Genomic DNA, 20,244 nt, shown 5'->3' with positions numbered 1-20,244 from the left:
GTATGTACGTGCAATCCAGACGTCCACTGGACTCACACATCGTGAGTTTACAGTGAATCCAAGTTATTCCAACGTGGCTACTGTGCCACCTGGTGAATGGCTCGGCTCGAGCGCCGACGACGGACGTGCCAAGCTGCGAAAAGCTGTAGGAAGCCGCACGGAGGCCAAGAACTACAGATCTCCGAATGGGAATCCCCTCCGCAATTGCCTTGCGCAATGGGGAACGCCGAGAATTGAAACATCTCAGTATCGGCAGGAACAAAAAGCAAACGCGATGTCGCTAGTAACGGCGAGTGAACACGACACAGTCCAAACCGAAGCCCTCACGGGCAATGTGGTGTCCGGACTGACATTCATCATCGGAACCGTCTCATGAAGTCTCCTGGAACGGAGCATGATACAGGGTGACAATCCCGTAATGAGAACCAGTACGATGTGCGTCAGCTCCCGAGTAGCAGGGGTCGGAAATCCCTTGTGAATATCGCGGGCAACGACCGCGAAGACTCAATACGACTCGAGACCGATAGCGAACAAGTAGTGTGAACGAACGCTGAAAAGCACCCCGAAAAGGGAGGTGCAATAGGGCCTGAACTCAGGTGGCGATGGAGCGACAGGGCATACAAGGCCCACTGAAAAACGACCCGGGGGCAACCCCGCAGTAGGAATCGGTGGGAGCCGATGTTCTGTCGTACGTTTTGAAAAACGAGCCAGGGAGTGTATCTAATTGGCGAGCCTAACCCGTGTATCGGGGCAGGCACAGGGAAACCAATACGGCCGCAGCGCTTTGCGCGAGGGCCACCGTCTTCAAGGGCGGGGAGTCAACTGGATACGACCCGAAACCGGATGATCTACGCATGAGCAAGACGAAGCGTGGCGAAAGCCACGTGGAGGTCTGTTAGAGTTGGTGTCCTACAATACCCTCTCGTGACTTATGTGTAGGGGTGAAAGGCCCATCGAATCCGGCAACAGCTGGTTCCAACCGAAACATGTCGAAGCATGACCTTCACTAAGGTAGTTCGTGGGGTAGAGCGACCGATTGGGAGAACCGCCTCCGAGAGGAGTCGGCCTCCCTGTCAAACTCCAAACCTACGGACGCCGTTGACGTGAGGAATCCGGTGCGCGGGGTAAGCCTGTGTACCGTGAGGGAGACAACCCAGAGCTGGGTTAAGGTCCCAAAGTGCGAGCTAAGTGCGATTGAAGGTGGTCGCAAGCCCTAAACAGCCGGGAGGTGAGCTTAGAAGCAGCTACCCTCTAAGAACAGCGTAACAGCTTACCGGCCGAGGTTTGCGGCGCCGAAAATGATCGGGGCTCAAGCTCGCCACCGAGACCTAGCAGCGCTCTTGATCGAGCGATCTAGTAGGTTGGCATTCTGGATGGGTGGAAGCGCGGGCGAGAGTTCGTGTGGACCGTTCAGTATCGAAAATCCTGGCCATAGTAGCAGCGTTAGTCGGGTTAGACCCCCGACGACCTTATGAGTAAGGGTTCCTCAGCAATGCTAATCAGCTGAGGGTTAGCCGATCCTAAGTCCTATCGTAATTCGAATAGGACAATAGGGAAACTGGTTAATATTCCAGTGCTAACACACATTCAAAGTCGACGCTTCAGGAAACATCAAGCCGGGTTTTCGCCCGGTCGAACCGTCAAAATCCGTGGAAGCCGTAATGGCAGGAAGCGGATGAATGGCGGGAGAGCGAAAGTTGGTGGTACCCGGAGCCCGTGAAAAGACGAGTGTGTTAATCGTACCGAGATCCGACACAGGTACTCTGGCGGTGAAAGCCAAGGTCTGTCGGGAGCAACCGACGTTAGGGAATTCGGCAAGTTAGTCCCGTAAGTTCGCGATAAGGGATGCCTGCTCTGCAGAAGAGCAGGCCGCAGTGACTCGGACGCTCCAACTGTCTAGTAACAACATAGGTGACCGCAAATCCGCAAGGACTCGTACGGTCACTGAATCCTGCCCAGTGCGGGTATCTGAACACCCAGTACAATGGGACGAAGGACCCGTTAACGGCGGGGGTAACTATGACCCTCTTAAGGTAGCGTAGTACCTTGCCGCTTCAGTAGCGGCTTGCATGAATGGATCAATGAGAGCGTCACTGTCCCAACGTTGGGCCCGGTGAACTGTACATTCCAGTGCGGAGTCTGGAGACCCCCAAGGGGAAGCGAAGACCCTATAGAGCTTTACTGCAGGCTGTCGCTGGGACGTGGTCGCTACTGTGCAGACATAGGTAGGAGCCGTTACACAGGTATCCGCGCTAGCGGATCACCGAGGCATCAGTGAAATACTACCCGGTAGTGACTGCGACCCTCACTCCTGGCGGAGGACACCGGTAGCCAGGCAGTTTGACTGGGGCGGTACGCGCTCGAAAAGATATCGAGCGCGCCCCAAGATTTCCTCACTCGAGTCGGAGACTCGAGGAAGAGCGCAAGAGCAAAAGGAAGTCTGACAGTGTCCTACACAACGAGGGACGCTGACGCGAAAGCGTGGTCTAGCGAACCAATGAGGCTGCTTGTTGCGGCCCATTGATGACAGAAAAGCTACCTTAGGGATAACAGAGTCGTCACCGGCAAGAGCACATATCGACCCGGTGGCTTGCTACCTCGATGTCGGTTCCCTCCATCCTGCCCGTGCAGAAGCGGGCAAGGGTGAGGTTGTTCGCCTATTAAAGGAGGTCGTGAGCTGGGTTTAGACCGTCGTGAGACAGGTCGGCTGCTATCTATTGGGGGTGTTACGATACTTGACGAGAACGTTCGTATAGTACGAGAGGAACTACGAATGGGTGCCACTGGTGTACCGGTCGTCCGAAAGGGCGCGTGCCGGGCAGCTACGCACCACGGGGTAAGAGCTGAACGCATCTAAGCTCGAAACCCACTTGGAAAAGAAGTATCACCTGAGATCACTCGTAGAAGACGAGTTCGATAGGCTCGGGATGTACGCGCCGAGGCAACGAGGCGTTCAGTCCGCGAGTACTAACAGATCGACGCCACACAATCATACCGCATTTGGTTTCACACTCACGGAGTGTGAGTCCAGGCGTAAACTGGATTGCACGTACATAATGATCGGTTCATCAACGATTGGTATCCACTGGACACGGTTCGATTCCGTGCGTTGACGTTAAGGCGGCCAGAGCGATAGGGCGACACCCGTACCCATCCCGAACACGGAAGTTAAGCCTGTCTGCGTTTCGGTCAGTACTGGAGTGCGCGAGCCTCTGGGAAATTCGATTCGCCGCCTCCCACTCATACTGTAGTCATCACCCCCACAGAGCCGCGGCTCTGTGGGGGGTTTTTGTATTTCTCCCGAACGATGAGACACATCTCTCGACGAATCATTGCCAGCGAACTTCTGCTAAGATTTCTGTTGGACGTTCCCGTTTGCTACTCGGACTTCAATTCGACTCGAACCGCGGGGGAGGGGTGTGCGTCGATGATTCAAACATCCCGATTCGCGGGAGACCGCTATGCTTAAACCGGCCCGATACGAAGCAAAGCCTGCGCCAAGGTGGCAGAGTCCGGCCGAACGCAGCGGCCTGCAGAGCCGCCCATCGCCGGTTCAAATCCGGCCCTTGGCTTTTTGTGAATCCGCCTCCGTAGCGGCGGCTATGTGGCATTCGACCGGATTTCCGCCGTGGGTAATACTACCAGTAATACTCATTTCGTACTTTCCTGTCACACTTCAGTCCGTTCTACGTTCGAAAAACTCTCCACTATCTGACCGACATCGTGTCGGCTGGGATGCGTTTAGAGTGACAGCGGTTTTCTCTCGCGGACACTCTCATCGATGGCGTCGATGATTTGCATGGTCCGTATCGCGGTTGTCGCATCCGTCATCGGTGGACGTCCCGTCTTAATGGACTCGACGAAGTGGTCGATTTCGAGGGCGTACTGATTCGTCGGGTCGAACCTCTCCACGTCGTGTCGGTCGTCGATTCGGTACGTCAGTTCAGTTTCGCCGTCTTTCGATGGGACGAACGCGTCCCGTGCTTCGAGCCATCCGCTGGTGGCTTCGATTCGATACCGTTCCGCACCGGCCGTCGTGAATCCCGAGGAGAGTGTCGCCGTCACACCGTCTTCGTATTCGAGGATGGTCGTTAGTTCGGTTTCGACGCCGCTGTTCATGGTGTCGGTCGCTGTTGCGTACACGCGTTGGGGTTCGCCAAGGAACAAGCGTGCGGCATTGACCGTGTAGCAACCGACATCCATCAGGCACCCACCCGCGAGGTTCGGGTCGAGTCGAACGTCTTCCTGGTCGTCCAGTGAAAATCGAAAGCTAGCTTCGAAGGAGCGAATATCCAGCTTTCGTGCGATTTCGACCGCGCGCTGTGTCCGAGGATGGTAGCGATACATGAACGCCTCCATCAGCGTGACGCCACACTCGTCACAGTACGCACTCATCTCGCGCGCTTCGGCGGCGTTCACCGCCAGGGGTTTCTCACAGAGGACGTGAAGGCCGTGGTCCGCGGCCCGCTTCGTCCATTCGTCGTGGAGTGCGTTCGGGAGGGGATTGTACACCGCTTCTATCTCGTCGTCTTCGAGCAACCCATCGTACGTTCCATAGGTGTGTTGTATGTCAAGTTGCTCCGCAACGGTCGCAGCACGGGATTCGTTTCGCGACGCGAGCGCGGTGACTTCGTGTCCTGCCTCCTTGATGGCCGGAATCACGGCGTTCGTACCGATGCTTGCCGTGCTGATGACGCCGAATTTCATACCTCACGTTCGTTTTCGGCGCTAATGAAAAGAAGGGGAAAACCGTGTAACCAAAAAGTAACCATTATACCGAACGCGAACCGGGGCTAGAGTATGCAACGACGAGCAGCGGGCGTATACATTGCGATCTTCCTCGTCATTTCTGCCGGGGCATACTCACTGGTCGGCATGGCTAAGGAGCCGACGGTTTCGGTGAACAACCCGGATCAGACGCTTTCACAGCAAGGACAGAAGTTCGCTGTCGACGGTCGGCAGTACAACGTGACGTCCTTGAGTGGAGGCTCCGCGGAGGTCGCGTGGACCCAGCAAGCCGCCACGTATTCGGCCGAACTGGCGAACAATTCGACAGTCAAACAGGACAATACGACGTTCCAAGTCCTCATTCCGAACAAGTCGAAACCGCAGAAGGCGACCCTCCGTGAGTTCCAGAACCTCACGAACGACACGCAGACGGTCAAGCAGGGCAACGAAACGTACGTTGTCACCAATGGCAGCGACGGGAACAAGTCGCTCGTTCCGGTCGACGAGTACAAACGTCAGCAGTTCGGTGAACCCGAGACCAAGACGCTGCGCGTGGGTAACTCCTTCCAGTATTCGAACAACTCCACGACGGTCAAAAACATCACGGCTGAAGCGGTGATGCTTCAGTGGAAGGCTCCGAAGACGACGACGACGGAGCTTAAAAGCGGCACCGCGGCCGAACTCGGACCGAACAACAAGACGTTCATTGCCCACGCTGAGGGCAAGAAGGTCCTGTTGTCGTCCGACGTGAAGGCCTACAACGAACAGGAGGAGTCGATAGCACACTTCCACGAGCGCATCGCGGGACTGTGGGGTGTCTCCATCCTCAGCTTCATCGCGGCGGCGCTCATCGGAATGCTCGCTTACCTCCCGTTCAAAGGATAAGAACGACCGACCTCTTTTCACGTCCGAGCGATCCACGCCAGAGCTCCGCCGATGCCGATCGCTGCGACACCGCCGAGTATTTGACCGAGCATGAGGAGTGCGCTTCCCGATTTGTGTGCCCATGGCGTTCCGACGAGGGTGCCGATTCCGATGAGAACGAGTAGGACCCCGAACGCGATTCCGAGCGGTTCGAGCGGATCCGAAACGTAGCGGTTCATATCCGGTTCTGTGTTCGGATGACTTATAATATCTACTGAACGAAGTCGCCGGGCATTCGTTTCGCCGTGAAAACGGGCTGGAAGGGATTTTGAACCACGCCAAGACGTTCCGGGTCGCTCGCTCACGGCTTCGCCGTTCGCATCAAGGCGCAAGCGCCTCGCAGTCGCTTCCCGGGCATGCGTCTTGTCTATTTCAAATTCTTCCAGTAGCACACCTGTTGCTCACGTCGTAGTTCACAACAGGTGTAGCGGGCTGGAAGGGATTTTGAACCACGCCCGAGAACCTGCGCTTCGCGCAGAACCTCGGTCTACTTCAAATCCCTTGAGCCGCTTCGCTCGTCACGTCCGTTCCTCGCAGAAGCGGGCTGGAAGGGATTTGAACCCCTGGCCGTCTGGTTAAAAGCCAGACGCTCTGCCTAACTGAGCTACCAGCCCTCATCTCTTCTTGCGAGTTACGACGTTTAAACGTTTGCCATTCCACTTCGCTGCGTGCCATTTCCGGGGTGCGTATCGTTTTCTCCCTCGCCCTCGACAGTCGAATCATGACTGACTTCGATACGGCACACGGTGACGAGTTGCGCGCGTTCATCGAACGGCTCTGTTCGTTCGACACGACGGGGGGCGACGAAGGTCCCGCACAGGAATGGTTCGCGGAGCGGCTGTCCGAGATGGGGTTCAAAACGTACGAGTGGACGACCCACGCCGAGGAACTGTCCGAGCATCCGTCGTTCCCCGACGATCCCGCCGACATCGAGCACACCGAAGCGAGCGCGGGCGGACCGACCCTTGCCGAGCGTCCGAGCGTCGCGGGCGTCTTGGAGTTCGGGACCCCGGACGACGGCCCGACGCTGGTTCTCAACGGACACATGGACGTGGTTCCGGTCGCCCGCGAGTCGTGGGACACTGACCCCTTCGAACCGGCGTGGGACGGCGACGACCTCACCGCCCGCGGCGCGGTCGATATGAAATCCGGACTCGCGTCCTGCGTCTTCGCCGCAAAACACCTCCACGAGAACGGCGAAGGCCTGAACGGGCGACTCGTCGTCGAGAGTGTCGTCGGTGAGGAGGAAGGCGGAATCGGTGCCGCTGCGGCGGCGCTGTCGAACCCGTACCCGTTCGAGCGTGACGCCGCCATCGTCGCGGAACCGACCGATCTCACGCCGGTCGTCGCGGTCGAGGGAACGGTCATGAAGCGGCTACACATCACGGGTCGCTCCGCGCACGCGGCAACGCGGTGGCGCGGGGAGAGCGTGCTTCCCCACTTCGAGGAGATTCGACGCGCGTTCTACGAACTCGAAGCCGAACGAAACGAGTCGGTCACGCATCCGCTGTACGACGAGTTCCCGATTTCGTGGCCCATCGTCATCGGAACCGTGGAAGCCGGAACGTGGTCCTCGTCGGTCCCCGCGACGCTCACCGCGGAGATGCGGCTCGGCGTCGCGCCGGGAGAAACCGTCGACGAAGTCGAAGCGATGTACGAGGAGCGACTCGCCGAAGTGGTCGAGGGGAACGAATGGCTTCGCGAACATCCGCCGACGTTCGAGCGCTTTTCCATCCAGTTCGAGGCGGCGGAGACGGACGCGGACGAACCGGTCGTCGGCGCGCTCCAGTCGGCGATGGAGGCGAACGGTCTCGACACGACCCTTCGCGGGGAGACGTACGGTGCCGACTCGCGCCACTACGTCGCCGCCGGAATCCCCACCGCCGTGTTCGGACCGGGAATGATCGAACAGGCACACTTCCCGAACGAGACGGTCCAGTGGTCGGACGTGTTGACGGCTGGAACGGTCATAACGGAAGCCGCACGGACGTTCCTCGACTGATTCGCGTTCGATTCTCCGATCGTTTTCAGTCGAGCTCCTTTTCGAGCGCCCGAGCGACCACCTGTTCCGGTTCTTCGTCGGCGAGTGCGGCCTCCCGCCGGAGTTCGCGGTACAGGTCCGGCGGAAGCGAAAGCGTCACTTCGCCGAGCGTGACGCCGTGATTTCGGAGCGCGCGCTCCGACGTCGTCCCGTCGCTGATGTCGCTGACGATGGCGCGCACTTCGCGGACGGTCAGCGAGTTGTCGAGGATGGCCCACGCGAGTTGGTAGCGGGCGTCGCCGTCGACCCGTGCGATGTGTTTGGCCGCCGTCGGCGCGATGTGCCCGACAGCGACGTGGCGTCGAATCGAGCGCGGGAGGTCGTGTACCCGTGCCCATTTTCGGATGAAGGCCACCGTGGTTTCGCCGCCCGCCCGCTCCGCGGCCCCTTTGTACGATCCGACGCCGCGGACCAGCGCCGCACAGGCCGCCGCCCCGCGCAACATGTACACGTTGTCCTCGTTGCCGGGGCTTCCGCCCGCGAACGCACGCACGGTTCGGGCGGCCTCGTCCACGCTCTCCGGGTCGTTCGGATCGAACGCTTTCGCTTCCCGCGCCCGTGGGCCGGTTATCGTCTCGTCGCCACGGATGACCGGTTTTCCGACCGGTGACTTTCGGTCTACGGGTGGCTCCTCGTCGGGGCCGTTACTCATCGTTCGTGGATTGGTCGGACGGGGTAAAAAGGAACCGCCCAAACGAACGTTTTTGCCGCTGACGTCCGGTTGTGGGTATCGAAACCCCGTTTGAACACCGCCTCGGAAACCATTTCTTTCCAACCGTATTTCTGCGCGTATTGACTCTCCCGGCGTTGACGACCGGTTCCCTCCCCACGTTTATGTGCGACGCCGCCCATCTTTTTCCCATGACCGGTCACGGCTCCGACTACTCGACGGAGGAGCGCCAGCTTCGAACCCGCGACGAAAAGGAGGGCGTCGAGAAGTGGGTCGAGAGCGTTTTCTTCGCCGTCGGGGAAGTGACGTTTCTCGCTCTACCGGCCTTCTACGGGTTGATGGACGCGGAACCCAACGCGCAGTTGAAGTTCGCCGCGCTGTTCTCGTGGTTGGCGCTCGTCGTCTGCGTCGGGACGTTTCGCGGTCCGTGGCTCGACGTCGATTGGCCTCCGGTGACTCCCCTCCTGTTTCTCCTTCGGTTCCTCTACTACAACGTCGTCGTCGCCGTGGTGGCCTATACTGGCACGACAATCGACCTCGCGCTCCACTCGCCCGCCGTCACGGCAACGGTCGTGGTCCTCCTCTCGGTCGGCAGTGCGCTGGTCTTCCCGCGACTCGCGCGGGCCGTCGGTGAACTGAAGTGAGGGATTCGCGGCCGTTCCCACTGACATCGATGCCATGTGGTGACGCTCCCGTCCGCGAGAGTATATCGCCGTTCGGAGCCAACGAACGGGTGAGAACACCATGTCCGACGAACCTACTTCCCACGAGGCACCGATAACCGACGAGCGCCCCGAGGGTGCAGTACCCCTCACCGGAACCGACCATATCACCCTCATCGGCAGCAACGAGGAGGATACGGTCGAGTTCTATCGGGACGTGCTCGGGATGCCGCTCGTCCTCCGCCAACCGAACCTCGACGCGCCGAACGTCACGCACCTCTTCTTCGACAGCGGCGACGGTCGCATCATCACCTTCTTCGTCGAGGAGGGTCGCCAGTCGAATCCCGCACCGCAGCGAACCGGAATCGGCGCGGTCCACCACCTCGCGTTCCGATTCGACCCGGAGCGAATCGAGGAGGTCCGCGAGCGACTCGAAGCGCACGGCCGCCGGTACAACGAGTTCGACCGGAGTATCTTCTACTCGCTGTACACCTCGGATCACAACGGCCTGACTATCGAACTGACGACTGACAAGTTCGACATCCCGGACGATAGACGCGCGGAGGTACTCGCGGTGGCCCAGCGAAAGCGCGAGGAGGACGGTTCCGAGTACGCGAAGGGGGAGCACCTCGAAGCCGCGCTGGAGGAACTCGGCATCCCGGTCGAACCGGCGGACCTTCCCGACGCACCGACGGGCGCGGGTGGGTTGTAGCGGAGTCGCGGACGGCACGGTCCCGTCCAACCTCGTCGGGCGGTGGATTTCTGTACCGTGCGGGCGTAGACGGTTTTATGACCGATTCCGGGTGGACCGTGGACCGAATGCCGGACGTGAACGAGAAGACGGTGATCGTCACGGGCGCGAACAGCGGCCTCGGATACGAGGTGACGCGCGCGCTCGCACGAAACGGCGCGACGGTCGTCATGGCCTGCCGGCGGACGAATCACGCGAGGACGATGAAAGGTCGAATTCTCACTGAAGCCCCCGACGCGACGCTCGACGTTCGCGAACTCGACCTCGCGGATAGTTCTTCGATTCGTGCCTTCGCGAACGACTTCGAGTCGGAGTACGACGACCTGCACGTCCTCTGTAACAACGCGGGCGTGATGGCCGTCCCCCGCGCCGAAACGGCCGACGGCTTCGAACTCCAGTTCGGCGTCAACCACCTCGGCCACTTCGCGCTCACCGGACTCCTCCTCGATTCGTTGGTGGAAACCGACGGTGAAACGCGCGTCGTCACCCAGAGCAGCGGCGTCCACGAGGACGGGGAGATGGATTTCGACGATTTGCAGGGGGAACGGGAGTACGACAAGTGGGACGCGTACGCACAGAGCAAACTGGCGAACCTGTTGTTCGCCTACGAACTCGACCGACGGTTGGACGCCGCGGGAATCGACGACGTGGCGAGCGTCGCCTGCCATCCGGGGTACGCGAGTACGAACCTGCAGGGACGCGGCCCGAAGGAGGAAGGTTCTACCCTCCGACTGTGGATGATGCGTATCGCGAACGCTCTCGTCGCCCAGAGCGCCGAACGCGGCGCGCTGCCGATGCTCTACGCCGCAACGGCACCCGAAATTACCGGCGGCGAGTACGTCGGCCCCGACGGGTTGATGAATATGCGCGGACTGCCTTCCGTCCAGTCGTCCAGCGATCGTTCCTACGACGAGGCGGTTGCAGAGCGCCTGTGGGACGAATCGGAGGAGTTGACCGGCGTGACCTACGACTTCGGACGGGCGAAGTCGGTCAACAACTGATTCTCCTCGACGGAAAGAACGTTTTAATCCCCGGGAACGAGAGGAACCGGATATGGTGACGACCGACGACGCGACGCGATTGACGACGGTCGAGGACCTCCCCGAAAACGGCTCGTTTCTGTTCACGGTCCGTGAACGCGACGGGTCGGAAGAGGAGGTCGTTCTCGTCCACGCCGACGACTGCATCGCCGCGTGGAAGAACTTCTGCCAGCACGAAACCGACCAGCGACTCGACCGGGGCTTCGGAGCGGCGATGCGCGACGGCGACATCATCTGTCCGAAACACGGGTCGATGTTCGACGGCTGTTCCGGTCACTGCGACAACGGGAAGGCGGCGGGTTCGACGCTCGTCTCCGTCGACGTGACCGTGGACGACGGCGTCGTCTACCTGACCGACCGCATGTGTGAGTTCGAACACGAGGGCGGTATCGAGGAGGGAGACGATGACGACGACATGCCGAGTTCGTCGTCGCACCTCACGTTTTAACGTCCGGCGGCGATGAAGCATTCCTTGTCGTCAGTAGCGGTTAGGTGCGAGTTCTCAGAACGGTTCTACGGAGTTTTATCGAGTTGTCGGTCGAACTGAGTATCATGGTCATTGTTGATGAACAACTGGTCGATGACCTCTCGCTCCGCGACCGCGAGTACCAAATCGACGACTTCGTTAGATACCTCGAACGCCACCACCATGGGGACGAACCGGGCATCTCGATGGAACGACTCGACGCCTACGCCGACGCGCTCGGATACGACAAGGAGCACACTCACGTGTTGCTTGAGGAGCGATTGACCGATTCGACGACGTGGATCCCCGGGAACAACCTCTACCGGGTGGGGGACAACGTCAGCATCTACCCGCCGTCGTGGCACGAGCAGCTGACCGATACGATAGACCTCGCCGAATACGTTCGCGTCATGCTGGAGGAGAAAATCGAAGCGGGCGGCCGACTGCCGCCCGCTCGACGGGGAATTTCGCAACCGGACGTTCTCACGGCGATCGAGATCTTCGCCGACCTCGACCGGGAGATGGGCGAGGACCTGTTGAAACAACAGCGACAGAAGGGGAGCATCGTGATATACGCCTCCCAGAACCCCGAAGACCTCGTTCGACTGCCGGAGATGAAAGGATAACTCGCCATGAAAATCACGACAGAGCGCACCGATACCGGTCAGTTCGAACTGTTCGTCCTCCTCGACCGCGAGGTGTACGCCAGCAGGCAAGTCGGGTCCGAAACCGAGTGGACCGAATGGGAATGTCTGGAGGGTGCCGAAGGGGAGGCGCTCGCCGCCGGTCGCAACGAGGACGGCCGCGTCGAGGTGTTCGTCACCGACCCGGAACGCGGAACGTATCACACGCGTCGGGAATCGGACACCGACGCTGACGGCGTGGGTGACTGGGAGGGGTGGCGTCTCCTCGGCGGCGAACCTCGCCCGGGCGAATCGGTGGCGGTCGCGCCCAACGGCGACCGTCGACTCGAAGTCTTCGTCACCGACCCCGAAAGAGGGACGTTCCACGCGAGGCAGACGGAGCGGAACGGAACGGCGTGGACCGACTGGGAGGCGCGAGGGGACAAAGCGGGCAACGAAATCGTCGCCGTGCGCGACGCGAGAGAACGGCTACAGGTCTTCTCGCTCAACTATCCCGACGAGGACTCGAACCTGACGACGGTCGAAAAGGAGTTCCTGTACGGCGTCCACCACTGTTGGCAACTCGAACCGGACGGCCACGAGTGGACCGAGTGGCATCGGCGCGGACGGGCGAACGGCCACTCGCTCGCCGTCGGGGAGAACGAGGACGGACGTCTCGTGGCGTTCCTCGTCCGGGACGACGACGTGCCGATACACATCAGCCAAGTCGGATTCGAGGAGACGGAGTGGGAGGAGACGTGGAGCGAACTCAGCTACCCCGAGGACTTCGAGATATTCCACCGACCGAAGGCGAAATCCGTCGCGGTCGGTCGGGACGCGGCCGGGCGGGTGGAGGTGTTCATCACCGGCCGCAAACTGCACCGCCTGACACAGCAAGCGCCGAACGGCGACTGGTCGTTGTGGGAGCGCTTCGGCAGGGTCAGGTGTGCCGGTCTCGACGTCGCACGGACGCCGGACGGAAGACTCGTCGTCTTCGGCCTCGAAGACGCACCGAAGGCCGCACGCCGTCCGAAGGTTCACCAACGCTGGCAGACGAAACCGAACGGTCGCTGGTCGAAGTGGTGGTCCCGACCGATTTAACGGCGAGTCGTCGCGCCGTCTCCGGCGATTTCGTACCGACTGCCTAACTCGGGCGCGTCCGCGTCGTAGCCGTCGGCCCGTAGCTCCTCGGCGAACGCGTCGCACCTGTCCCCGTGGTTGACGAGCACCGCCGCGTCGCGGTAGGAATCGAGAAACGAGAGCAGGCCGTCGCGGTCGGCGTGGGCGGAGAAGTCGTAGGATTCGACCTGCGCGCTGACGGGCATCACTCGGCCGTCGATTTCTCCGCGGCCGTGTTCGAGCAGGTCCCGACCGGGCGTCCCCTCGACCTGATAGCCCGTCATCGCGATCTTGTTGACCGGATTGGCTCGGATTTCGGGGATGTAGGTCATCGCCGGGCCGCCGGTGAGCATCCCGGAGGTGGTCACGATGACGGTGTTCTTCCGTGCGATTCGCTTGCGCTGGCCGTTTTTGCCCGTCACGAACCGCGCGTTGGAGACGGCCCGTTGGAGGGCGTCGGGGTCGCGGACGAACTCGGACTGCTGGCGGAGCATCCGCGTCACCTGCGTTCCCATCCCGTCCACGTAGCAGTCGATGTCGTGTGCTTCACACACCATCAGCATCTCCTGCGTTCTGCCGATGGCGAACGCGGGGACGACGACGGTTCCGCCCTCCCACACCGTCGTCTCGACGCTTTCCGCGAACTGCCGTTCCGTCGCGGCCCGGTCCCCGCGGTCCACGTCCGAGTAAGTGCTCTCGCAGAGGACGATATCCGCGTCGGGCCGTACCGTGGTACCCGACAGCAACCGCTGGTCGCCGGTGTGGAAGTCGCCCGTGTAAAGCAGTCGCGTCTCGCCGTCGTCCACCAGCACGTGGGCGCTTCCCGGGATGTGCCCCGCGTTGAAAAACGTGATTTCGTGTCCGGCCGCCCCGAACGGTTCCCGGTAGCCGTGCGGTTCGGATACCTGCGTCAACCGCTTGATTTCCGCGCCGGTGAACGGACAGTTGTAGCTCCCGCCGTGCAGGTTCAGCGTGTCGCGCGCCAGCAGTCGCGTCAGTTCGTACGTCGGCGGCGTCCAGTGAATCGGCGGCCAGTCGTCCCCCGAGAGGAGGGACGGAAGCAGGCCGACGTGGTCCAGATGCCCGTGGGAGACGACCACCGCATCCGGGTCCACGTCGCCGACCGGGTACTGGGGCGGGTTCCCCGTCAACATCCCGTAATCGAGGAGGAGGGAGTCGTTGACGAGAATCGCGCTTCGCCCCACCTCGCGCGCCCCGCCGAGAAACTGAATATTCATTGGGGGGAGTAACGGGCGAAGCCGCTTTTCTTCGTCGGTTCGGTCGCGTGTCGGAAACCGCCACGCCGCCGCCGGTTCCTGACCATTTATCACCACGAACGCCCGAGTTCAGGGTGATGTCGGACAGAGCCTACACCTTGGATGGCGACTGGAACGCCCTCTACATCGACGGCGAATGGATCCCCTGCGGCGACCGGGACGAAATCGACGTGATGAACCCAGCGACGCAGGAGCAGATTACGTCCGTCCCGGCCGCGACCGAGGACGACGTGAACCGCGCCTACGAGGCCGCCGCCACCGCACAGTCGGAGTGGGCCGACCAGCCCCCGGCCAAGCGAATCGGCGTCATCCAATCCGCGCTCGACCTGCTGGACGAACACCGGAACGACATTCTCCACTCGTTGGCGGTCGAGTCGGGGAGCGCGAGCATCAAATCCTACGCGGAGTGGCAGACCGCGAAGGGAATCACCAAGCAGTCCACCGAGTTCCCCTTCCGCGTCGGCGGCGAGATCAAGGACTCGATGATTCCGGGGAAGGAAAACCACGTCAAGCGGATTCCCATGGGCGTCGTCGGCGTCATCTCGCCGTGGAACTTCCCGTTCAACCTCTCGATGCGCGCCGTCGCGCCCGCGCTGGCGCTCGGGAACGCGGTCGTTCTCAAACCCGCCTCGCCGACACCCGTCACCGGCGGCCTGCTCCTCGCCAAACTCTTCGAGGAGGCGGGACTCCCCGAGGGACTGCTCAACGTCGTTCCCGGCAAGGGCTCGGAAATCGGCGACCGGATGGCGTCCCATCCCCAACTCGACGTGATGGCGTTCACGGGGTCGACGGAAGTCGGCAAGCACGTGGCCAGCCTCGCGGCCGAGAACCTCGCGCTCCCCGCGATGGAACTCGGCGGAAACAACCCCCACGTCGTCACCGAAGACGCTGACCTCGACGCCGCCATCGATTCGGCCGTGTTCGGGTCGTTCCTCCATCAGGGACAGGTCTGTATCTCCATCAATCGCCACCTCGTCCACGAGGACGTGTACGACGAGTACGTCGAGAAACTGACCGAGCGCGCCGAAGCGCTCCCAATCGGTGACCCAACTGACCGCAACAACGTCATCGGTCCCATCATTGACGAGGGCGCGCGCGACCAGATCCTCGACTACATCGACTCGACCGTCGAGGAGGGCGCGACCCTCGAAACCGGCGGCCACCACGACGGCCTGTTCGTCAAGCCGACCGTCCTCTCCGGTGCGACCAACGACATGGCCGCGTCCTGCAACGAGACGTTCGGTCCGACCGCGCCGGTCATCCCGTTCTCCTCCGACGAGGAGGCCGTCGAACTCGCCAACGACACCGAGTACGGACTGGCCGCCTCGGTCCACGCGGGCGACCTCGGCCGCGCACAGGACCTCGCCGACGCCATCGACGCCGGGATGGTCCACATCAACGACCAACCCATCAACGAGGAACCCCACGTCCCCTTCGGCGGCGTGAAAGGCTCCGGAATCGGTCGCTACGACGGCGACGCCATCGTCGAGGAACTCACGCAGGAGAAGTGGATTTCGGTGCAGCGCGACCAGCGACGCTATCCCTTCTAAACGACCTTTTACTGCGGTCGGAAACCGAAATCCGCGCCGAATCGGCGCGGATTTCGGCCTTCCTCCCTGGTAAAAGCTCGACCAAAAGCACGGCGCTCCTCCCGTCGGTCGTCGCTTGGCCCGCTCGCTCCCGAGGCGCTCCGAGCCTCGCGTCGCTCGCGGTACGGTCGCTAGTTCCCTGAAGATACGGCGTGTCTATCGCTTACTTCGTTCGCTTGTTCGGGCGCTTTCGATTTCCGTGGAAAAGCTACTCGGTCGATTTCAGTTCTCGATTCGAATCGTGAATCCCCACTCGTTGTGCCCCTCGTTCTCGACAGAGAGCGTCTCTCGGAACGAGTACTCGCCCGGTTCGAGACAGCTTTTCGACCGATGGTCTCCCCAGATTTCGACTCGGCAGGAGAGCAGTTCCCCTCGTTCGACTTCCCTCCGCATGAGGCCCAGCGGATGGCCGAAATCGTCGTCCTCCGGGAGATTCGGTTTCCAGCATTCGGGCTCGTCCTCTCGTCGTTCGTACCCGTTAGGGGACGGGAGCAGTACCAGACCGGTTTCGGGTCGAGAACAACGGCAGGGCAGTTCGATTGGGGCGGTATTCCCGAACAGGAGGGCCGTCGCCTCGCCGGTCCATTCCAATCCGATTTCCACAACTGCCGTTGATTTTTCCGTGATATTCGCGGTAATCATCTTGGCGGAAACGGTGGCTCTCGAGTCGATAGGTTGGTCTACGCGACTGATTCGCACCGTTCTCGAACTCCCCATATCTCCACCGAGTACGGGAGATACCATCAAAACGAGGACGCTACTCCACCAGCGGGTCCTGCGGTGTGAACCAGTCGGCGATTCGGCCGGGATTTTCCGCGTGGCTCACCCGGAACTGCGACCACTCGACGGTGAACTTGCCGACCAGTACGGCCGTCACGTAGCATATTTCGATGACATTTCTCGTCAGCACGCTCCGCGCGATATCCTCGAACATCACCACCGCTCCGACGAGAAAGAACATGCCTGGGACGTGAAGGAGCATCATCCAGACGGCCATGAATGCGATGATTCGACAGGGGATTTCGAGGACCATGTGTACGGACATCGTCTCGTACTGGTGGTTGCCGAAGAACTCGCGGCGGACCCTGGCGAGTTGCGAGACGGCCATGATCACGGCCGACCCGACGACGACCGGGGTGATGGCCGACTCGATGGTGGACCGGTACAGTGCGAGTGGCAACGCCGAGAAGCCGACACCCCAAACCAGCGACCACGCCACCAGTTCGAGGTTTCGACGATACAGTGGTGGCAACCATCCCGCGAGTCGAATTCCGTCCGGGTCGGTGTCCCACTTCGACTCGTCCAACTCCGTGTCCCTGCCGATGCCGGGAAGGAACATCGTCCGTCCCTCCAGCACGACACGTCGCTCGGCGAAGAGCGCGGCACCGCTGTACAGCACGAGGGTGACGACGATTTCTATCCAGTAAATCACCAACAGCTCTCGGATGTGCCAGTCGAACCAGATGAAGCCACCGAGCGGAACGAGGTTCGCCAGTAGAATCGGCAGAAATCCGGTCATCTCGGCGCTCTCTCCGTTCGGTCGCGCGAACTCCATCGAGTTCCACAATCAGTCAACGGACGATAAGGTCTGTGATTTCCCGAAACGAGCCACCGATTCTTATTCCGGCTACTCCTTCGACGCCGATTCGACGACTTCCTTTTCTGACGCCTCGATGACGGTTCGGTCGGGAATCGAAGATTCCCGCTTCGGCCGCCGAGTCAGCAGTCGCTGGAGGAGCGTCAACTCCTTCGGGGCCTCCTTCTCGATGGTGTGGTAGTCGACGACGACGTTCCCGGCCTCCTCGCCGATTCGGAAGTAGTTCAACCGGTACGAGGGGTAGTACACCGGCGGGAGGATGCCGACGATGGTCGAGGTCCGGTGCAGTCGCTTGAGCCACGTTCCGGTGTTGATGATGACGCGTTCGCCGACCTTCGTCAGCGAGACGCGGTGGGTGTGGCCGTAGATGTACGCCACGACGTCGGGATACTCCTCGAACACGTCCTCGGCGGCGGCGACGTAGGGTGCGTCCGCCGGTTCGTCGGGTGTCTCCTTCCTGACGAGGCCGAACCGTTCGAGCGTCTTTCGCACGTCGCGGGCGAAGACGTACAGCGGTATCGAGATGACGAACAGGAGGGCCACGACGACGAGGTTGACGTAGATGACGAACTCGACGACGTCGCCGACCAAGCCCAACTGCCGGAGGACGGACGTGGTGACGTTCGAAACGGCGTGTGAGCCGACGACCCCGGACGCTTCGAAGACGAGGACGACCAAGTAGAGCAGGCTGATTTGGAACAACAACAGGAACGGTAGCGCCCCATAGCGGAGGAACGGACTCATCTCGCGGTAGAAGTAGTTCGACGCTATCCAGTCCGGTATCTCCTCCAACGGCGTGAGCGACTGGATGTCCTTGAGCCAGTTGTACTTTCCCCGCCCCGAGAGCTGTCCGGCCTTTCCCGTGATGTGGCGGTTGACGAAGTAGCCGAGCGGGTTGGCCCGCGGGTTGCCGAACTCGGGCATTCGGTTGTGCGCGTCCTCCTGCATGCCGTGTTCAATCCAAATCTCCTTCCCGGCGACGCGTCTGGTGAGCGAGAGCGTCGGGTCGAGCGTGACGTTGTACTCGGCCAGTCGCTCCACGTACTCGGGATATCCCGCCAGTTCGGCGTCGTGGTTGCCGGGAATGAGCGTGATGCGGACGTTCTCGCCCGTCCTCCGAAACTGCTCGAACAGTTTCGGGTGGTGTTCGACGAGCAGGTCGAACTTCGTCATGCCCGCCGACTGGGTGAACTCCCACAGGCCGAACGCGTCGCCGAGGATTATCAGTTCGGCCTCCTCGTCCGTCGTTTCGAGCGTCCGTAGGAACTCGACGAACTCGTCTTCGAACTCACACTCCTGTAACTGCTCGTCGCCCCCCACGTGAAGGTCGCTGACGAAATAATATGCGTCTGTCATCCTCCCCTGCCTCCGAAACACGACCGGACGTCGGAAAGCGGTTTCGTCCGAGAGAGTGGGTTTCGATGTCCTTTTAGGGTGTGACCGATATTCGTTCCGTATGGCAAACTTTCAGGTCGTCGTTGCGGACCCCGATTCCGGGGTGGCCTATCAGCGCGATATAGACGGACAGGATGCGAACCGATTCCTCGGCAAGTCCATCGGCGAGGAAGTCGACGGCGGTGCCGTCGGCCTCGACGGGTATTCCGTCGAAATCACCGGTGGCTCGGACAACGCCGGTCGTCCGATGCGCGGCGACGTCGCCGGCCCGAACCTCAAGGACGTCCTCCTCGAAGGCGGCACGGGGTACAACCCCGAGCGAGACGGCGAGCGACGACGCATTTCGGTCCGCGGCAAGGAAGTCAGCGAGGCGGTCGCACAGCTCAACGTTCGCATCAGCGAGCACGGCGACGAGTCCGTCGAGTCCCTCTACGGCGAGGGCGACGAAGACGACGAGTAACGCGGCGGAACACTCAAACATTTACACAATCTTTTCACGAGTATGACGCAACGGGTTTCGAGTGATACGACCGAAACCGTCAGGGCGACACTGGCGCAGGCGGGTGCGACGAATCGTGCGAACATCGAGATTTCCGCGGACGACGAGAGCTCGTTCCCGGCCGACGAAATCGTCCGCATCGTGATGGACGACACGGAGTACCGCGCCAGAATCGAACGGCCGTTGACCGACGATGGCCGACTCATCCGCGGCGTGTACGACACGCCCCGCCTCGCGCGAAATCCGGGCGAGGGCGAGAACCGCCTCACCGAGTGGTTCGACGACAGCAATCGCTCGTTCGGCCAGTCGGTCCTCATCGACGTGGTGGAAGAGGGATACAAATACGGCATCCGCGAACCCGGTTCGCGGGCGGTGTACGAGGCGACGGAAGCGCCGAACGGAAGCCTCGCCGACATCGCACAACAGGTCGAGGACAAATGAGCGAGCGCGAGGAATTTTTGGCGGGCGAGCGCCCGGACGACGTGGCGCTCTTTCTCGCCGATTCGTTCGTCTCGGGTGACAAACTCGCCGAGTACGGTGAACCGGTTCCCGGCGGCCTGCTGTTGGTCGTTCCGGGCGAAACCGGGCGGAACGTGTTCAAGAAGGCCACCGGCATGGACGCCATGGGTTTCGCGAAGGAAGCGATGGGGACCGAGGGAACCATCGCGACCGACCTCGCGGGCGGCGACTGTCCGGAGGGCGACCACGACGTGGAGTTCGTCTTCGCGTTCGTCGAGGAGCAAAACGAGGAGGTCGGCGGCCTGTACGCCGACGGTGACGTCGTCCACGCCTACGCCTACTGTTCCTGTGGAACCGCCTTCTCCCACAAGTGGATCGCCGGGGACCGGTAAACGGGAGACTCG

19 protein-coding genes, 2 tRNA genes and 2 rRNA genes are annotated in these 20,244 nt (G+C 61.3%); 15 read left to right on the top strand and 8 right to left on the bottom strand.

Going from position 1 to position 20,244, the window contains the following annotated elements; all coding sequences use genetic code 11:
- Positions 1-68: 68 nt before the first annotated feature.
- The 3 genes from ACGYLY_RS13095 (at position 69) to ACGYLY_RS13085 (ending at position 3,572) form a co-directional block, all read left to right on the top strand.
- A 23S ribosomal RNA gene (locus tag ACGYLY_RS13095) occupies positions 69-2,990 on the top strand.
- 126 nt (positions 2,991-3,116) lie between these two features.
- Positions 3,117-3,238, top strand: a 5S ribosomal RNA gene (gene rrf, locus ACGYLY_RS13090).
- A 258-nt stretch (positions 3,239-3,496) separates the two neighbouring features.
- Positions 3,497-3,572, top strand: a tRNA-Cys gene (locus ACGYLY_RS13085).
- A 169-nt stretch (positions 3,573-3,741) separates the two neighbouring features.
- Here the strand turns inward: ACGYLY_RS13085 and ACGYLY_RS13080 are convergent.
- Positions 3,742-4,707: a Gfo/Idh/MocA family protein gene (locus ACGYLY_RS13080; RefSeq protein WP_395281177.1), complete on the bottom strand. Its 966-nt coding sequence runs from the start codon at positions 4,705-4,707 to the stop codon at positions 3,742-3,744.
- A 93-nt stretch (positions 4,708-4,800) separates the two neighbouring features.
- On the opposite strand from ACGYLY_RS13080, the gene ACGYLY_RS13075 reads away from it, so the two are divergent.
- Positions 4,801-5,613, top strand: coding sequence for a hypothetical protein (locus tag ACGYLY_RS13075; RefSeq protein WP_395281178.1), 813 nt, complete (start codon positions 4,801-4,803; stop codon positions 5,611-5,613).
- Between the two features lie 17 nt (positions 5,614-5,630).
- On the opposite strand, the gene ACGYLY_RS13070 is transcribed toward ACGYLY_RS13075, so the two are convergent.
- Both ACGYLY_RS13070 and ACGYLY_RS13065 read right to left on the bottom strand, forming a co-directional pair.
- Complete coding sequence (locus ACGYLY_RS13070) at positions 5,631-5,831, bottom strand: hypothetical protein (RefSeq protein WP_231185012.1); 201 nt, start codon at positions 5,829-5,831, stop codon at positions 5,631-5,633.
- 361 nt (positions 5,832-6,192) lie between these two features.
- Positions 6,193-6,266 (bottom strand) — tRNA-Lys (locus ACGYLY_RS13065).
- Between the two features lie 107 nt (positions 6,267-6,373).
- On the opposite strand from ACGYLY_RS13065, the gene ACGYLY_RS13060 reads away from it, so the two are divergent.
- Complete coding sequence (locus ACGYLY_RS13060) at positions 6,374-7,654, top strand: ArgE/DapE family deacylase (RefSeq protein WP_395281179.1); 1,281 nt, start codon at positions 6,374-6,376, stop codon at positions 7,652-7,654.
- Positions 7,655-7,679: 25 nt separating this feature from the next.
- Here the strand turns inward: ACGYLY_RS13060 and ACGYLY_RS13055 are convergent, their stop codons facing one another.
- Entirely contained in the window at positions 7,680-8,345 is a 666-nt protein-coding gene (locus ACGYLY_RS13055; RefSeq protein WP_395281180.1) for a hypothetical protein, read from the bottom strand.
- A gap of 209 nt (positions 8,346-8,554) precedes the next feature.
- Here ACGYLY_RS13055 and ACGYLY_RS13050 point away from each other — a divergent pair, with 209 nt between their 5' ends.
- The 6 genes from ACGYLY_RS13050 (at position 8,555) to ACGYLY_RS13025 (ending at position 13,006) form a co-directional block, all read left to right on the top strand.
- A complete protein-coding gene (locus ACGYLY_RS13050; protein ID WP_231185009.1) occupies positions 8,555-9,007 on the top strand; it encodes a hypothetical protein in 453 nt (150 codons plus the stop codon).
- Between the two features lie 100 nt (positions 9,008-9,107).
- Entirely contained in the window at positions 9,108-9,737 is a 630-nt protein-coding gene (locus tag ACGYLY_RS13045; RefSeq protein WP_395281181.1) for a VOC family protein, read from the top strand.
- A gap of 77 nt (positions 9,738-9,814) precedes the next feature.
- On the top strand, positions 9,815-10,777 hold the full coding sequence (locus ACGYLY_RS13040) for an oxidoreductase (protein ID WP_395281183.1): 963 nt from the start codon (positions 9,815-9,817) through the stop codon (positions 10,775-10,777).
- Positions 10,778-10,829: 52 nt separating this feature from the next.
- Positions 10,830-11,264 carry a Rieske (2Fe-2S) protein gene (locus ACGYLY_RS13035; RefSeq protein ID WP_395281184.1) on the top strand — a complete coding sequence of 145 codons (435 nt, stop codon included), beginning with the start codon at positions 10,830-10,832 and terminating at the stop codon, positions 11,262-11,264.
- A gap of 104 nt (positions 11,265-11,368) precedes the next feature.
- Complete coding sequence (locus ACGYLY_RS13030; RefSeq protein ID WP_395281185.1) at positions 11,369-11,908, top strand: hypothetical protein; 540 nt, start codon at positions 11,369-11,371, stop codon at positions 11,906-11,908.
- A 6-nt stretch (positions 11,909-11,914) separates the two neighbouring features.
- Entirely contained in the window at positions 11,915-13,006 is a 1,092-nt protein-coding gene (locus ACGYLY_RS13025; protein ID WP_395281186.1) for a hypothetical protein, read from the top strand.
- Here ACGYLY_RS13025 and ACGYLY_RS13020 read toward each other — a convergent pair.
- The gene (locus ACGYLY_RS13020; RefSeq protein WP_395284109.1) at positions 13,003-14,262 is read right to left on the bottom strand and encodes an MBL fold metallo-hydrolase; all 1,260 of its coding nucleotides are present in this window, start codon (positions 14,260-14,262) and stop codon (positions 13,003-13,005) included. The genes ACGYLY_RS13025 and ACGYLY_RS13020 overlap by 4 nt on opposite strands.
- A 116-nt stretch (positions 14,263-14,378) precedes the next feature.
- On the opposite strand from ACGYLY_RS13020, the gene ACGYLY_RS13015 reads away from it, so the two are divergent.
- A complete protein-coding gene (locus ACGYLY_RS13015; RefSeq protein WP_395281187.1) occupies positions 14,379-15,851 on the top strand; it encodes an aldehyde dehydrogenase family protein in 1,473 nt (490 codons plus the stop codon).
- 261 nt (positions 15,852-16,112) lie between these two features.
- On the opposite strand, the gene ACGYLY_RS13010 is transcribed toward ACGYLY_RS13015, so the two are convergent.
- From ACGYLY_RS13010 to ACGYLY_RS13000, 3 genes are all read right to left on the bottom strand, one after another.
- Positions 16,113-16,532 carry a hypothetical protein gene (locus ACGYLY_RS13010; protein WP_395291147.1) on the bottom strand — a complete coding sequence of 140 codons (420 nt, stop codon included), beginning with the start codon at positions 16,530-16,532 and terminating at the stop codon, positions 16,113-16,115.
- A 115-nt stretch (positions 16,533-16,647) separates the two neighbouring features.
- The gene (locus tag ACGYLY_RS13005; protein WP_395281190.1) at positions 16,648-17,445 is read right to left on the bottom strand and encodes a DUF6498-containing protein; all 798 of its coding nucleotides are present in this window, start codon (positions 17,443-17,445) and stop codon (positions 16,648-16,650) included.
- 72 nt (positions 17,446-17,517) lie between these two features.
- Entirely contained in the window at positions 17,518-18,843 is a 1,326-nt protein-coding gene (locus ACGYLY_RS13000; RefSeq protein WP_395281191.1) for a metallophosphoesterase, read from the bottom strand.
- Positions 18,844-18,943: 100 nt separating this feature from the next.
- On the opposite strand from ACGYLY_RS13000, the gene ACGYLY_RS12995 reads away from it, so the two are divergent.
- From ACGYLY_RS12995 to ACGYLY_RS12985, 3 genes are read left to right on the top strand one after another with little or no spacing between them, the layout of a single operon-like run.
- The gene (locus tag ACGYLY_RS12995; protein WP_395281192.1) at positions 18,944-19,342 is read left to right on the top strand and encodes a 30S ribosomal protein S6e; all 399 of its coding nucleotides are present in this window, start codon (positions 18,944-18,946) and stop codon (positions 19,340-19,342) included.
- A gap of 42 nt (positions 19,343-19,384) precedes the next feature.
- Positions 19,385-19,822, top strand: a complete 438-nt coding sequence (locus ACGYLY_RS12990) for a hypothetical protein (RefSeq protein ID WP_395281194.1) — start codon at positions 19,385-19,387, stop codon at positions 19,820-19,822.
- On the top strand, positions 19,819-20,232 hold the full coding sequence (locus ACGYLY_RS12985; RefSeq protein WP_395281196.1) for a DUF5807 family protein: 414 nt from the start codon (positions 19,819-19,821) through the stop codon (positions 20,230-20,232). Before ACGYLY_RS12990 ends, ACGYLY_RS12985 begins: the two co-directional genes overlap by 4 nt.
- Positions 20,233-20,244: the final 12 nt, after the last annotated feature.

Source organism: Haladaptatus sp. CMAA 1909 (assembly GCF_043952005.1).
In the GTDB taxonomy this organism is placed as follows: domain Archaea; phylum Halobacteriota; class Halobacteria; order Halobacteriales; family Haladaptataceae; genus Haladaptatus.
Note: the sequence above shows the minus strand (reverse complement) of the source record. Positions and strands in the feature narration are given on the sequence as shown.

Bases quoted from the DNA above. Each gene is read 5' to 3' on its own strand.
- ACGYLY_RS13030 (WP_395281185.1), top strand. From the start codon at position 11,369: ATGGTCATTGTTGATGAACAACTGGTCGATGACCTCTCGCTCCGCGAC.
- ACGYLY_RS13060 (WP_395281179.1), top strand. From the start codon at position 6,374: ATGACTGACTTCGATACGGCACACGGTGACGAGTTGCGCGCGTTCATC.
- ACGYLY_RS13015 (WP_395281187.1), top strand. From the start codon at position 14,379: ATGTCGGACAGAGCCTACACCTTGGATGGCGACTGGAACGCCCTCTAC.
- ACGYLY_RS13055 (WP_395281180.1), bottom strand. From the start codon at position 8,345: ATGAGTAACGGCCCCGACGAGGAGCCACCCGTAGACCGAAAGTCACCG.
- ACGYLY_RS13070 (WP_231185012.1), bottom strand. From the start codon at position 5,831: ATGAACCGCTACGTTTCGGATCCGCTCGAACCGCTCGGAATCGCGTTC.
- ACGYLY_RS12985 (WP_395281196.1), top strand. From the start codon at position 19,819: ATGAGCGAGCGCGAGGAATTTTTGGCGGGCGAGCGCCCGGACGACGTG.
- ACGYLY_RS13000 (WP_395281191.1), bottom strand. From the start codon at position 18,843: ATGACAGACGCATATTATTTCGTCAGCGACCTTCACGTGGGGGGCGAC.
- ACGYLY_RS13005 (WP_395281190.1), bottom strand. From the start codon at position 17,445: ATGGAGTTCGCGCGACCGAACGGAGAGAGCGCCGAGATGACCGGATTT.
- ACGYLY_RS13080 (WP_395281177.1), bottom strand. From the start codon at position 4,707: ATGAAATTCGGCGTCATCAGCACGGCAAGCATCGGTACGAACGCCGTG.
- ACGYLY_RS13075 (WP_395281178.1), top strand. From the start codon at position 4,801: ATGCAACGACGAGCAGCGGGCGTATACATTGCGATCTTCCTCGTCATT.
- ACGYLY_RS13040 (WP_395281183.1), top strand. From the start codon at position 9,815: ATGACCGATTCCGGGTGGACCGTGGACCGAATGCCGGACGTGAACGAG.
- ACGYLY_RS13050 (WP_231185009.1), top strand. From the start codon at position 8,555: ATGACCGGTCACGGCTCCGACTACTCGACGGAGGAGCGCCAGCTTCGA.
- ACGYLY_RS13035 (WP_395281184.1), top strand. From the start codon at position 10,830: ATGGTGACGACCGACGACGCGACGCGATTGACGACGGTCGAGGACCTC.
- ACGYLY_RS13020 (WP_395284109.1), bottom strand. From the start codon at position 14,262: ATGAATATTCAGTTTCTCGGCGGGGCGCGCGAGGTGGGGCGAAGCGCG.
- ACGYLY_RS12990 (WP_395281194.1), top strand. From the start codon at position 19,385: ATGACGCAACGGGTTTCGAGTGATACGACCGAAACCGTCAGGGCGACA.
- ACGYLY_RS13045 (WP_395281181.1), top strand. From the start codon at position 9,108: ATGTCCGACGAACCTACTTCCCACGAGGCACCGATAACCGACGAGCGC.
- ACGYLY_RS13025 (WP_395281186.1), top strand. From the start codon at position 11,915: ATGAAAATCACGACAGAGCGCACCGATACCGGTCAGTTCGAACTGTTC.
- ACGYLY_RS13010 (WP_395291147.1), bottom strand. From the start codon at position 16,532: ATGATTACCGCGAATATCACGGAAAAATCAACGGCAGTTGTGGAAATC.
- ACGYLY_RS12995 (WP_395281192.1), top strand. From the start codon at position 18,944: ATGGCAAACTTTCAGGTCGTCGTTGCGGACCCCGATTCCGGGGTGGCC.